This window comes from Enterococcus sp. HMSC076E04 (assembly GCF_001814285.1).
GTDB classification, from domain to species: Bacteria; Bacillota; Bacilli; order Lactobacillales; family Enterococcaceae; genus Enterococcus_B; species Enterococcus_B lactis.
The window spans coordinates 52,333-64,635 of sequence record NZ_KV815599.1 but is presented as its reverse complement, the minus strand read 5'-3'; the positions used below and the strand labels follow the sequence as shown (position 1 = coordinate 64,635).

At 39.5% G+C, this 12,303-nt stretch carries 12 protein-coding genes and 1 other RNA gene; 8 read left to right on the top strand and 5 right to left on the bottom strand.

The window, feature by feature from the left end; all coding sequences use genetic code 11:
• Positions 1 to 22: 22 nt before the first annotated feature.
• The gene (locus tag HMPREF2961_RS07625) at positions 23 to 1,207 is read left to right on the top strand and encodes an acetate/propionate family kinase (protein ID WP_002291355.1); all 1,185 of its coding nucleotides are present in this window, start codon (positions 23 to 25) and stop codon (positions 1,205 to 1,207) included.
• A gap of 253 nt (positions 1,208 to 1,460) precedes the next feature.
• On the opposite strand, the gene HMPREF2961_RS07620 is transcribed toward HMPREF2961_RS07625, so the two are convergent.
• The 4 genes from HMPREF2961_RS07620 to HMPREF2961_RS07605 form a co-directional block, all read right to left on the bottom strand.
• Positions 1,461 to 1,931: a universal stress protein gene (locus tag HMPREF2961_RS07620; RefSeq protein WP_002291356.1), complete on the bottom strand. Its 471-nt coding sequence runs from the start codon at positions 1,929 to 1,931 to the stop codon at positions 1,461 to 1,463.
• A gap of 72 nt (positions 1,932 to 2,003) precedes the next feature.
• On the bottom strand, positions 2,004 to 2,288 hold the full coding sequence (locus HMPREF2961_RS07615; RefSeq protein ID WP_002291361.1) for a hypothetical protein: 285 nt from the start codon (positions 2,286 to 2,288) through the stop codon (positions 2,004 to 2,006).
• Positions 2,289 to 2,365: 77 nt separating this feature from the next.
• Positions 2,366 to 2,560, bottom strand: a non-coding RNA gene (gene ssrS, locus HMPREF2961_RS07610) — 6S RNA.
• Positions 2,561 to 2,631: 71 nt separating this feature from the next.
• On the bottom strand, positions 2,632 to 3,918 hold the full coding sequence (locus HMPREF2961_RS07605) for a replication-associated recombination protein A (RefSeq protein ID WP_002315640.1): 1,287 nt from the start codon (positions 3,916 to 3,918) through the stop codon (positions 2,632 to 2,634).
• Between the two features lie 137 nt (positions 3,919 to 4,055).
• Between HMPREF2961_RS07605 and HMPREF2961_RS07600 the strand changes: the two genes are divergently transcribed.
• The 7 genes from HMPREF2961_RS07600 to HMPREF2961_RS07570 all read left to right on the top strand — a co-directional run bounded on the left by HMPREF2961_RS07600 (position 4,056) and on the right by HMPREF2961_RS07570 (position 11,239).
• Complete coding sequence (locus HMPREF2961_RS07600; RefSeq protein ID WP_024634688.1) at positions 4,056 to 4,727, top strand: DNA-3-methyladenine glycosylase; 672 nt, start codon at positions 4,056 to 4,058, stop codon at positions 4,725 to 4,727.
• Positions 4,693 to 5,181 carry a DUF3013 family protein gene (locus tag HMPREF2961_RS07595; RefSeq protein WP_002315642.1) on the top strand — a complete coding sequence of 163 codons (489 nt, stop codon included), beginning with the start codon at positions 4,693 to 4,695 and terminating at the stop codon, positions 5,179 to 5,181. The genes HMPREF2961_RS07600 and HMPREF2961_RS07595 overlap by 35 nt, the downstream gene beginning before the upstream one ends.
• A gap of 12 nt (positions 5,182 to 5,193) precedes the next feature.
• On the top strand, positions 5,194 to 6,141 hold the full coding sequence (gene prmA, locus HMPREF2961_RS07590; RefSeq protein WP_070704457.1) for a 50S ribosomal protein L11 methyltransferase: 948 nt from the start codon (positions 5,194 to 5,196) through the stop codon (positions 6,139 to 6,141).
• Positions 6,142 to 6,906, top strand: a complete 765-nt coding sequence (locus HMPREF2961_RS07585; RefSeq protein WP_002315644.1) for a 16S rRNA (uracil(1498)-N(3))-methyltransferase — start codon at positions 6,142 to 6,144, stop codon at positions 6,904 to 6,906.
• Between the two features lie 231 nt (positions 6,907 to 7,137).
• Positions 7,138 to 9,351: a RelA/SpoT family protein gene (locus HMPREF2961_RS07580; RefSeq protein WP_002315645.1), complete on the top strand. Its 2,214-nt coding sequence runs from the start codon at positions 7,138 to 7,140 to the stop codon at positions 9,349 to 9,351.
• 11 nt (positions 9,352 to 9,362) lie between these two features.
• Positions 9,363 to 9,809, top strand: a complete 447-nt coding sequence (gene dtd / locus HMPREF2961_RS07575) for a D-aminoacyl-tRNA deacylase (RefSeq protein WP_002291377.1) — start codon at positions 9,363 to 9,365, stop codon at positions 9,807 to 9,809.
• A 170-nt stretch (positions 9,810 to 9,979) separates the two neighbouring features.
• On the top strand, positions 9,980 to 11,239 hold the full coding sequence (locus HMPREF2961_RS07570; protein WP_002291378.1) for a cytochrome P450: 1,260 nt from the start codon (positions 9,980 to 9,982) through the stop codon (positions 11,237 to 11,239).
• Positions 11,240 to 11,326: 87 nt separating this feature from the next.
• Here HMPREF2961_RS07570 and HMPREF2961_RS07565 read toward each other — a convergent pair whose 3' ends face one another.
• Entirely contained in the window at positions 11,327 to 12,274 is a 948-nt protein-coding gene (locus HMPREF2961_RS07565) for an aldo/keto reductase (protein WP_070704454.1), read from the bottom strand.
• Positions 12,275 to 12,303: the final 29 nt, after the last annotated feature.

The following is a 12,303-nucleotide window of genomic DNA, read 5'->3' as shown; positions in this document are numbered from 1 at the left end:
ATTCAACGAGAAGGAGAGTCATATGTCTAAAACAATTGCAATCAATGCTGGGAGTTCAAGTTTGAAGTGGCAATTATATCAAATGCCAGAAGAAACCGTAGTTGCGAAAGGGATCGTCGAACGTATCGGTTTACAAGATTCTATTTTTACGATCAAGTACGGCGATAGTCAAAAATTCGAACAAATCATGGATATCGAAAACCACGAAGTAGCAGTAAAAATGCTGTTAGATCAGTTGATTGAACTGCAAATTTTAAGTTCTTATGATGAAATCACCGGTGTAGGGCACCGCGTTGTTCACGGAGGAGAAACTTATGGGGATTCAGTAGTGATCGATGAGGGAGTAATGGACCGCATTGCTGAATTAGCAGAATTTGCTCCTTTGCATAATCCTGCTAACCTGATGGGAATCAAAGCCTTTAAAAAGATTTTACCTGACATTTTGAGCGTAGCTGTATTCGATACATCTTTTCACTCAACAATGCCAAAGCAAAATTATTTATACAGCTTGCCAGTGTCTTATTACGAAGATTTCAAAGTAAGAAAATATGGCTTCCATGGCACAAGCCATCGTTATGTATCGGAACGTGCAGCAAAATTATTGAACAAACCGATTGAAGAGCTAAAAATCATTACTTGCCACTTAGGAAACGGAGTATCAATCACAGCTGTAAATGGTGGTAAATCCATGGATACTTCTATGGGATTCACGCCATTAGCTGGTGTGACAATGGGTACGCGTTCAGGCGATATCGATCCAGCTGTTCTTCCATACTTAATGGAAAAATTAGAGATTGATATTGATGAAATGATCAATGTTTTGAATAAAAAATCTGGTTTGCTAGGCCTAACAGGATTGTCTAGCGATATGCGTGATCTTGAAAAAAACTATGAAAAAGAACACATTCGTTTAGCTTATGATATCTTCGTGGATCGCATCCGAAAATATATCGGCGGATACGTGACAACGATGAATGGTGTCGATGCAATCGTCTTTACTGCTGGTATCGGCGAAAATGACGGACATGTACGCAATGAAATCATTAAAGGTATGTCTTGGTTTGGCTGTGAAATCGATCCAGCGTTGAATGAATTGCATGGTGAAGAAGTAGATATCTCTACAAAAGAATCAAAAGTAAGAGTATTAGTGATTCCAACAGATGAAGAACTAATGATTGCCCGTGACGTGGAGCGTTTGCGCGGCTAAAAATACACGCGTGTTCTCTTTAGAAAATGGATAATTTTATATCCGTTTTCTAAGAGGACATGCTTATTTATTTTTTACACAGAAGGATCTGAATATAAAGAAGTGAGTGAATCCAAGTATTCTTTGAATCGTGAGAGGAAAGACGCTCAATAAGCGAATTTATTTTTTGAAGAACAAAAAAAGCTGTGTCCAGACAAGTGATCTTCAAAAGTTTTACTTTTGAGATCCCCTCTGAAACACAGCTTTTCATCAATTAGTCTTTTTTAGGAGGCAATTGGTTTTCTAAATCAGTTCGAACAACAAGCACATCGCAAGCCGCGTTTCTAATAACATATTCAGAAACAGAACCAATAAATAAACGTTCTACAGCATTCAATCCTGTAGCTCCTAACATAATCAAGTCTACTTGATTATCTTCTGGGATTTCTTTCGCAATCAGTTGTTTTGGTGAGCCATATTCTACGACAGAGGTTACATTATTCAAGCCAGCTTTTTTCGCATTGCTTTCATAATCTGCCAATGTTTGCTTTGCCATTTCAGTAGCTTGTTCTGCCAACATTCCATCAAATGATGAAACGGTTTGGAAAGAACGTGTGTCAATGACATGTGCTAATAGAAGTTCTCCGTTATTTCGGATAGCTACATTGACCGCCTTTTTAAAAGCTAATTCAGCTTCATCAGAACCATCCACGGCAACCATGATTTTTTTGTATTGTTGTAACATAAGCATTCACTCCTCAAGTCAATCGTGTTGTACTCTTTTATTGTAGAACACTTTGTGGAAAAAGAGAATTATTTACTGCTTTGGTTCAGCAATTTTTTTTGCAAAGCGGATACTGAAGGTGGCAGAAACGAGAATCACGATCAATAAAAAGATCAAAGCGATGAAGCGTTGATTGAAAAAAGCGGCTAAAATACCCATAACGCCTAAAACAGCATACGCAGCTCCATAAAATTGTAGGAATCCTTGATTTTTGTCATTTTTCTTGATCAATACAAAAAAGATATCCTGTTTATTAAATAAATAATAGCTAACGAATAATAATAGTAAAGTGGCGATAATCATCAAAATCCTAATCATGAACAAATCCTCCAAAATAAGCAACAAATAGAAAAAGCAATTTGCCAAGAGCAAATTGCTTTATTCTTTAAAAGATGGTAATCTCCGTTAATGCCGTTATTTGTCCTGTAGTATTGATCCCGCGAATTCAAGCAGGTGGGTCCCATGGTCGTAGCTTCGAACTACCAAATGATAAGGCATGTTACCAGCAGTGACACAAGACGGGTCCCAAGATATCAATAAAAATGTTCGGTCAACACACAAAGAGGACAATTCGAACATCACAGATTTCCCATCTCTATAGTAGCATATGAATTTAAAAAGAGCAATGAGAGAGCTCGCAGAAATAGAACCGTTTTCTTGTTTAATTTTTTGGGGGATGTTTTTTCCACTCTTTTATGCGGTAATACTGTTGACCTAGCGCCTGTTCATATTTTCCTGTATCCTTTGGCTGGTAATATTGAGCATTTTTTAGCCTATCTGGTAAATATTGCTGATCGACCCAAGCATGATCGAAATGATGAGGATACTGATAACCCACACCGCGGTTGAGGGATTTCGCACCTTTGTAATGGCTATCTCTCAAGTGGTCGGGAACATCTCCAGCTTTGCCCTCTCGAATATCAGCAAGTGCTGCATCTAATGCCATATAGGCAGAATTGGATTTGGGCGACAAGCAAAGATCAACGACGACATCTGCTAGCGGGATACGTGCCTCAGGTAACCCTAATCGTTCAGCAGCTAATACAGCGTTTACTGTACGCGCAGCAGCAGCAGGATTGCCTAAACCTATATCTTCATAACCGATAACCATCAGGCGACGACAAATACTTGCCAGATCACCTGCTTCAACTAGACGGGCGAGATAATGAAGGGCAGCATCCACATCACTTCCGCGAATCGATTTTTGAAACGCTGAAATAACGTCATAATGAGCATCTCCATTTTTGTCATGGGTAAGAGCTTTTCTTTGGACACATTCTTCGATAATCGACAGAGTAAGATGAATCTTTCCTTCTTTATCTGGAGGAGTCGATCGTGCAGCCAGTTCCAATCCATTCAATGCACTACGCAAATCGCCATTCGTTGCACGCGAAAGGTGAAGAAGAGCCTCTTCATCTAACTGAATTGCTTGTTGACCAAGACCGCGTTCCTTATCCTTTAAGGCATGTTCCACTGCCAACTGGATGTCTTGCTCTGTTAATGGCTTGACTTCAAAAATCTGTGTGCGGCTGCGGATCGCTGGATTGATAGTAATATAAGGATTTTCAGTAGTCGCTCCGATCAAGATGATTCGGCCACTTTCTAAATGAGGAAGCAGAAAATCCTGTTTTGTTTTATCTAATCGGTGTACTTCATCCAATAAGAGGATCACAGTACCACTCATTTTAGCTTCTTCCGCTACAACCTGCAGATCTTTTTTTGAATCTGTAGCAGCGTTCAGCATGCGAAATGCATAATTAGTAGAACCGGCAATCGCACTTGCGATACTCGTTTTTCCAGTACCAGGAGGCCCATATAAAATCATGGAAGAGAGCATGCGAGCATCGACCATGCGGCGTATGATTTTTCCTTCACCGACTAGATGCTGCTGACCAACGACTTCATCGATCGTTCGAGGTCGCATGCGATAAGCCAATGGCTGTTGCATAGGATTTTCCTCCTTCTTGTTTTTACGTTCCTTAATTATAACATATTTAGTAATATAGCTAGAAAGAACAGCCTTCTGTTGTTTTGTTTTCATAGCTTATCCAACTAATATTGTGTATGATAAAGTAGGTGAGAAAAATGACGGATAAACAAAAGATAGATGAATTTTTTTGGAATAAAACGACGCCGGAAGTAGCGCGGGATTTATTGGGGATGTATTTGGAGCATGACACACCAGAAGGAAGATTAGCTGGATATATTGTAGACGCGGAAGCATACCTAGGTCCAGAAGACGAGGCCGCCCATAGCTATGGTTTAAGAAGAACACCACGTGTGCGGGCAATGTATGAAAAACCAGGTACGATCTACCTTTACACGATGCATACTCATCGGATTTTGAACATCATCACTCAGCCAGAAGGGATTCCTCAAGGAGTAATGATACGTGCAATCGAACCAGCTGCAATGATTGAACAAATGAGTAAAAATCGTGGTGGAAAAACTGGTCCAGATATCAGCAACGGTCCTGGAAAATTAGTGGAAGCATTAGCAATTCCTCAAGAACTCTACGGTCAGTCTATAGCAGATAGTTCATTACGTTTAGTTTTTGAGAAAAAGAAGATACCAAAAAAAATCGATGCTTTGCCTAGGATCGGTATCCCGAACAAAGGGGAATGGACAGAAAAGCCGTTGCGTTTTGTTGTGTCTGGCAATCCATATATCTCTTTACAAAGAAAAAACCAAATCGAGGAAGATTGGGGTTGGAGGAAAGAAAATGAAAAAGAAGGATCTATTAACATACTTAGATGAAATAATCGAAAAACAAGTGACGGACTATGATGTGGCTTTAGATTGGGATACAAAAAATCATACGATCGAAATCGTTGTTCGTTTGTTTGCGGAAAATAAAGCACAATTTGAGATTGATGATGCAGAAGGGATTGTTTCGCAAGAACCAATTATCGAATTTGAAGATAGCGTACTCCTTTTTAATCCTCAGAAATCTGTTTTTGATGAACAAAATTATCTAGCAGCAATCCCCTATGAAGGAAAAAAAGGGTTGGCAAAATCAGTAGCTGATTCTTTAGTGGAATATTTGAATGAAGTATTAGCACAAGGGCAAAGTGATTTGCTTGATTTTTTAGATGAAGATGATGACGAAGCTGTATTCGAACTCCATTGGGATAATCAGAAACTAGCAGAGTTAGTAGAAGCAAAACAGCAAAATGAAACAGAGACTTATTTACCGTACCCAAGTTATTAAGGAGTGACAGACATGAAATGGAATGAAGTAAGAGTAGAAACCGAAAGTGAAGCAGTCGAAGCGGTCGCTAATATTTTGATGGAGGCAGGAGCGAGTGGTGTTGCGATTGAAGACTCTTTAGATGTTGAACATTTTCAATCGGATCAATATGGTGAAATTTTAGATAAAAATGATTTTACATCGTTGAAAGAAGGCGCGCTAGTCATGGCTTATTTTCCAGAAACGACTTTTTTACCGGAAATCTTGCCTTTTATCAAAGATCGTATAACGCAATTGCCTGAGTTTGGTCTAGCGATTGGAAAAAACAAAGTAACTGTTAGCGAAGTAGAGGAAAGCAATTGGGCAACAGCATGGAAGAAATATTATCATCCGGTGCGTATTACGCGAATGCTGACGGTTGCGCCAAGCTGGGAAAACTATCAGACAGAAGATCCTCTAGAAAAAATCATTACATTAGATCCAGGTATGGCGTTTGGAACAGGCACCCATCCGACGACTTCTTTGACATTGACAGCACTAGAAACAGTATTGCGTGGTGGCGAAACATTGCTAGATGTTGGAACTGGTTCGGGTGTACTAAGTATTGCAGCAAAATATCTTGGTGCGAAAGATGTCTATGCCTTTGATTTAGACGAAGTAGCCGTTCGTTCAGCGAAAGAAAATATGGATATGAATGAAATAGCCAAAGATGTCCACGTATCAGCTAATGATCTTTTGAAAGGAATCGAGATTGAAAGTGATGTAATCGTTGCGAACATTTTAGCAGATATCATCTTATTGATGATCCCGGATGCTTGGCGTTTACTAAAACAAACAGGGACATTGATCGTTTCAGGAATCATTGAAGAGAAGAAGCAAATGGTTCTAGATGCTATGATAGAACAAGGATTCATCGTGGATCAAATTTTCCAACAAAAAGACTGGTATGCAATTATTTTGAAAAAACCAGAGGTGGAATAGATGCAGCGATATTTTTTGAAAGAATCGTATGAACCAAAAGACCATTTTATTTTAAAAGGGGAAACCTATCATCACATTGTACGGGTTATGAGAATGGAACCGAAAGATGAAGTTTTTTTGGCATTCAATGATCAGATAGCCGTTGTTGCAGAAATCACAAAAATCACCGAAGATGCTGTTTATCTGAAAGAAATTAAAAAAGAAGAAAACCAAAAGGAATTGCCAAGTTCGATAACCATAGCGAGCGGCTATCCTAAAGGAGAAAAGTTGGATTGGATTATTCAGAAATCCACTGAATTAGGCGCACAAGCTTTTCTTGGGTTTCCGGCATCAGCCTCTGTGGTTAAATGGGATGCAAAGAAACGCATGAAGCGACAACAAAGGCTTGAAAAGATTGCCCAAGAGGCAGCAGAACAATCCCATCGGCAAATCGTGCCCTCAGTAGAGTTACTGGAAACGAAACGTGACTTATTTGAACGGCTAGATGATTATGACATGGTCTTGGTTGCTTATGAGGAATCAGCAAAGCAAGGCGAAAAATCAAATGTAGCCAAAATTCTTAGTGAAACAAAACCGGGCAGTCGAATCTTAGCTGTCTTTGGACCAGAAGGCGGCTTATCCCACGAGGAAATCGATTATTTCGTAGAACACAAAGGGATACTATGTGGATTAGGACCAAGAATCCTTCGTACAGAAACAGCGCCTCTTTATTTATTAAGTGCTGCTAGCTATCAATGGGAGTTAATGGATCCCTCTCATAGCTAACGTTTTTCAACAATAAAAGAGTATCGACGGAAAGAATTGAAAAAATAGGGAACAATTTGTATAATAGAAACAATTATTTGTACAATGAATACGAAAAATTGTTTGAAAAAGCTTTTTAAAAGCGAACATTTCCGTAAAAAAATGTATAACTTCACGGATTTTGGGGCAACTATCAAACAGATATTTGTCCCGATTCCTGTTTTACCGAAAAAGAAAGGGGGATCGATTCCTGTGCCAAAAGAAGAAATTTTAACGGGTCCCGGTGTCATAAAGCTCGTTAGTCAATATATGGGGCCCGAACATGTAGCATTTGTTGAGAAAGCATGCGAATATGCGACTGCTGCACATGACGGACAGTTTAGAAAATCAGGAGAACCCTACATTATCCATCCTATCCAAGTCGCAGGTATATTAGCAGATTTAAAAATGGACCCCCATACAGTGGCTACTGGCTTCTTGCATGATGTTGTTGAAGATACAGAAGTCACCTTAGAAGATCTGAGAGAAGAATTTGGCGATGATGTCGCTATGTTAGTAGACGGAGTAACCAAATTAGGGAAAATAAAATACAAATCCCACGAAGAGCAGCTAGCAGAAAACCATCGAAAGATGCTGCTGGCAATGGCTCAAGATTTACGCGTTATCATGGTCAAATTAGCTGATAGACTACATAACATGCGTACGTTGAAACATCTGCGGGAAGATAAGCAAAGAAGGATTGCTCAAGAAACTTTAGAAATCTATGCACCTCTTGCACATCGTTTAGGTATCAGCCGAATCAAATGGGAATTAGAAGATACAGCACTTCGTTATCTTAATCCAAAACAGTATTACCGTATCGTTCATTTGATGCAGACGAAGCGAGAAGAACGTGAAAAATACGTGAATGGTACTGTTGAGGATATTCGAGTAGCAACAGAAGAGCTGGGGATTTTTGCAGAGATCTATGGACGGCCAAAACATATTTATTCGATCTATCGTAAAATGAAAGACCAGAAAAAGCAGTTCAACGAAATCTATGACTTGCTAGCTATTCGAGTAATCGTAGACTCAATCAAGGATTGTTATGCTGTATTAGGTGCGATCCACACAAAATGGAAACCAATGCCTGGCAGATTCAAGGACTATATTGCCATGCCAAAAGCTAATATGTACCAATCTTTGCATACTACAGTGATTGGTCCGGCAGGAAATCCAGTAGAAATCCAAATCCGTACACAGGAAATGCATGAAATTGCTGAATTTGGGGTGGCTGCGCACTGGGCGTATAAAGAAGGAAAAAATGAAAAAGTAGAACCAGATGGTATGACGAAACAATTAAGCTGGTTCCATGAGATACTTGAACTCCAAGATGAAAGCTATGATGCCTCTGAATTTATGGAAGGTGTAAAAGGAGATATCTTTAGTGATAAAGTCTATGTCTTCACGCCCAAAGGAGACGTTACTGAGCTGCCAAAAGGATCTGGACCACTGGACTTTGCATACAGTATCCATACAGATATCGGTAATAAAACCACTGGTGCAAAAGTAAATGGCAAAATGGTGCAACTTGATTACAAATTAAAAAACGGGGATATCATAGAAATCATGACTTCTCCAAATTCATTTGGTCCAAGTCGTGACTGGTTGAAATTGGTGGCAACTAGCAAAGCAAGAAATAAGATCAAGCGTTTCTTCAAAGCACAAGATCGGGAAGAAAATGTGATCAAAGGTCACGAGTCTGTGGTCAAGTGTATTACAGATTTAGGGTTTACACCTAAAGATATTTTGACAAAAAACAAACTTCAAGAAGCACTTGATCGTTTTAACTATCAATCAGAAGATGATTTATATGCAGCTGTAGGATACGGGGAAGTCAGTCCTTTGACGATGGCCAATCGTCTGACAGAAAAAGAACGGAAAGAACAAAAAATCGAGCAGCAAAAGCAAGAAGCAGAAGAAATCATGAATCAGCCGAAAAAAGAACCTGAGAAAATGAAAGTACGTCATGAAGGTGGCGTTGTCATTCAAGGGGTAGAAAACTTACTGATTCGTATCAGCCGATGCTGTAATCCGATTCCTGGTGATGATATCGTTGGCTACATCACTAAAGGCAGAGGGATATCCATCCATCGTCGAGATTGTCCGAATGTTCAGCCTGATAAACCAAATGTAGCAGAACGTTTGATTGAAGTCGAATGGGAAGATACATCGAATACACGAAAAGAGTATGATGCAGACTTGGAAATCTACGGCTATAACCGTTCAGGCTTATTGAATGATGTACTTCAAACAGTCAATGCGCTGACGAAAAATCTCAACAGCGTCGAAGCTCGGACGAATAAAGATAAAATGGCGACAATCCATTTGACGGTTGGTATCCAGAATTTGTCCCACCTAAAAAGTATCGTGGATAAAATCAAAGCAGTACCTGATGTCTACAGTGTACGCCGGACGAATGGATAGGAGGGCCAGATATGAGAGCAGTCATTCAACGGGTGAGTCAAGCGGCAGTGTCAGTTGATCAGCAAGAGATTGGAAAAATTGGCTGTGGCCTACTCGTTTTATTAGGTATCCATGAAACAGATACGCCAAAAGATGTGGAATATCTAGTAAAAAAAATCGCACAAATGCGTATTTTTGAAGATGATCAAGGAAAAATGAATATTAGTGTAGAAGACGTAGGAGGACAAATTTTAAGTGTCTCTCAATTCACACTATTTGCGGATACGAAAAAAGGAAATCGACCAAGTTTTGTGGAAGCCGCACGACCAGAAATAGCTATTCCTTTATACGAATCGTTCAATGAAGGAATCAGAAGTCGCGGCATCACAGTCGCTACCGGACAATTCGGAGCAGATATGTCGATTTCTCTCGTCAATGATGGACCTGTAACGATTATTATTGATTCTAAAAACAAATAAAGTCAGTTGGTTTTCATCAATAAGAAATATAAATCAAGTCGTTTAAGTTAGACTGAAAAACGCTAACTTAAGCGACTTTTTTCTCGTCTACAAAAAGCGCTTCTTTTGTCAGCAGTCAGAAAAAAAGTTAAGCTTAAATTATACAAGTTATTTTTAGGAGGTTGCTGAAGATGAAAGAAGTACCAGTAGTAGATGTCAAAATCACGGATCTAAAAAGATTGTATCAAAAGGGATACAACATGTTGGAGGAGTTACGTCATGAAGCAGACGCTCCCGTTGTCAAAGCAAAGATTTTCAATAAAGAAGCTATTGTGATCTACGGATCGTCAGCGGCAAAAATATTTTATGACCCAAGAAATTTCAAACGAAAAGGTGCTATGCCAAAATTAGTGTTGAAGACACTTTTTGGTCAAGGTGGAGTACAGACTTTGGATGGAGCTGCCCATCATCATCGGAAAAATATTTTTATGGATCTGATGACCCCCGAAAGAATGGAAGATTATCATCGTATCTTAGATAAGAATCTGACGCAAGCACTTGAAACACAGCATGGTCAATTTGAATTATTTGATTTAAGCAAGATGGTTTTCTTTACATCGATTTGTGAGTGGGCAGGTATCAATTTATCTTTGCTTTCTAAGGATGAAGTCGAAAAATTAGCAGAATATCAAATCTCCATGATCAGCGGAACGTTTACTTCTCCGATTGATCACATAAAAGGTGTCGAAAATCGCAAGAAATCAGAGAAATGGGCGCAAAGTTTGATTGAGGAAGCTCGGAAAAATCCTGTGGCTGGAAAAGAAAATGTGGCATTGTATGCATTTGCCAATGCCACAGATCTAGACGGACAGCTTTTGCCTCTGGAAGTAGCAGCTGTTGAATTATTGAATATCATCCGTCCGACAGTTGCTTTGACTGTATGGGCGGCGTTGATGGGACACGCGCTTTTCAGCAGACCTGATTTGTACCAACAATTGAAAAACGACTTTTCTACGTTGCAAGATCCGTTCATTCAAGAAATGAGACGCTATTATCCGTTCTTTCCGATGTTACCTGCGATTTCTCTGAAAGAAGTAGAAGTCGATGGTTATCGTATACCAGAAGATAGTTGGGTCATTCTAGATTTATATGGAACAGATCATGATGAACGAACGATTGAAGCACCAGATTCCTTTATGATCAAACGATATTTAGGAAAAGCAAAAGATATTTCATATAAAGAAGAATATGAGATGATTGCACAAGGTGGAGGAGATTTTCGACAAATGCATCGCTGCGCAGGAGAATGGATCACTCTCCACAGCCTACGTGTGTTTTCCGATCAGTTAGTAAACAAGTTTGAATTCTCTGTACCTGAACAAGACTGGACGATCCCATTCAATCAGTTTCCGACTTATCCAAACAGCCGAGCGCTACTTTATAAGAATTAGATTAGTATAAACTTATCGAAAAAAGGAAGATCAGCACTGTTTGATCTTCCTTTTTTCATACTACTATAAGTGGATAAGGTCAATTGCTCAAAATCCGTGAAATGCTTCATCAATGGTTTGATAATCCTCACTGGATAAATGCAAATCTAAAGATTGGACATTGTCAGAGACTTGCTCTGGACGTTTAGCTCCGGGTATGACTACAGACACTCTCGGATTCTTCATATACCAGGCTAGAACAAGTTGCGCAGGGGTAGCTTGGTATCTTTTAGCAATGGGGCGAAGTATGTCGACAGCGGCTAAAATTTCTTTGAAACGTTCTCCTTGAAAATCCGGATTGCTTTTTCGAGGATCTCCTTCGCTGAATTGTTTTTCCTGACCACGTTCATATTTTCCTGTCAGTAAACCGGAAGCAAGAGGAAAATAGGGGACAAAGCTGATTTTGTTTTTTTCAAGATAAGGAAATAATTCTTTTTCAGACTGCCGATGGATCAAACTGTATTTATCTTCTACTACATCGACATATCCATCTGTATTCGCTTCTTTCAATTGTTCTAACGTGAAGTTCGATACACCAACTGCTCGGATTTTTCCTGCTTCTTTCAATTCATGCAATGCAGCAACTGCTTCATTTTTTGGGGTGCTTTTATCCGGAAAGTGGATATAAAAAATGTCGATGTAATCAGTTTGCAGACGTTTCAGTGCGTCTTCCACCGATTGTTTGAGAAACTCGGGTGAATTGTCAAATGTTCGTCCTTTATTTGGTACATGAGCAGCTTTTGTAGCAATGACGATACGTGAACGATCATATTCTTTTTCCTTCAATACCTCACCGATCAGTTCTTCAGAACGGCCGTTTCCATAAGCATAGGCGGTATCGATCAAATTGATTCCGCTATTCAAAGCTGTACGAACCACTTGTTTTCCTGTTTCGTCTTCCAAACCGTCAAAAAGATTGTGTCCCCCAACGGCATTTGCTCCTAGTCCAAGCTGTTCTGCGTAGACTTGTGAATGTCCGATTCTTATTTCTGCCATAGCTGATTCCTCCTTTTTTTCTAGTCTAA

Excerpts from the sequence above, each read along its gene's own strand:
- HMPREF2961_RS07585 (WP_002315644.1), top strand. The coding sequence starts at position 6,142 with ATGCAGCGATATTTTTTGAAAGAATCGTATGAACCAAAAGACCATTTT.
- HMPREF2961_RS07600 (WP_024634688.1), top strand. The coding sequence starts at position 4,056 with ATGACGGATAAACAAAAGATAGATGAATTTTTTTGGAATAAAACGACG.
- prmA (WP_070704457.1), top strand. The coding sequence starts at position 5,194 with ATGAAATGGAATGAAGTAAGAGTAGAAACCGAAAGTGAAGCAGTCGAA.
- HMPREF2961_RS07605 (WP_002315640.1), bottom strand. The coding sequence starts at position 3,918 with ATGCAACAGCCATTGGCTTATCGCATGCGACCTCGAACGATCGATGAA.
- HMPREF2961_RS07595 (WP_002315642.1), top strand. The coding sequence starts at position 4,693 with ATGAAAAAGAAGGATCTATTAACATACTTAGATGAAATAATCGAAAAA.
- dtd (WP_002291377.1), top strand. The coding sequence starts at position 9,363 with ATGAGAGCAGTCATTCAACGGGTGAGTCAAGCGGCAGTGTCAGTTGAT.
- HMPREF2961_RS07625 (WP_002291355.1), top strand. The coding sequence starts at position 23 with ATGTCTAAAACAATTGCAATCAATGCTGGGAGTTCAAGTTTGAAGTGG.
- HMPREF2961_RS07565 (WP_070704454.1), bottom strand. The coding sequence starts at position 12,274 with ATGGCAGAAATAAGAATCGGACATTCACAAGTCTACGCAGAACAGCTT.
- HMPREF2961_RS07620 (WP_002291356.1), bottom strand. The coding sequence starts at position 1,931 with ATGTTACAACAATACAAAAAAATCATGGTTGCCGTGGATGGTTCTGAT.
- HMPREF2961_RS07615 (WP_002291361.1), bottom strand. The coding sequence starts at position 2,288 with ATGATTAGGATTTTGATGATTATCGCCACTTTACTATTATTATTCGTT.
- HMPREF2961_RS07570 (WP_002291378.1), top strand. The coding sequence starts at position 9,980 with ATGAAAGAAGTACCAGTAGTAGATGTCAAAATCACGGATCTAAAAAGA.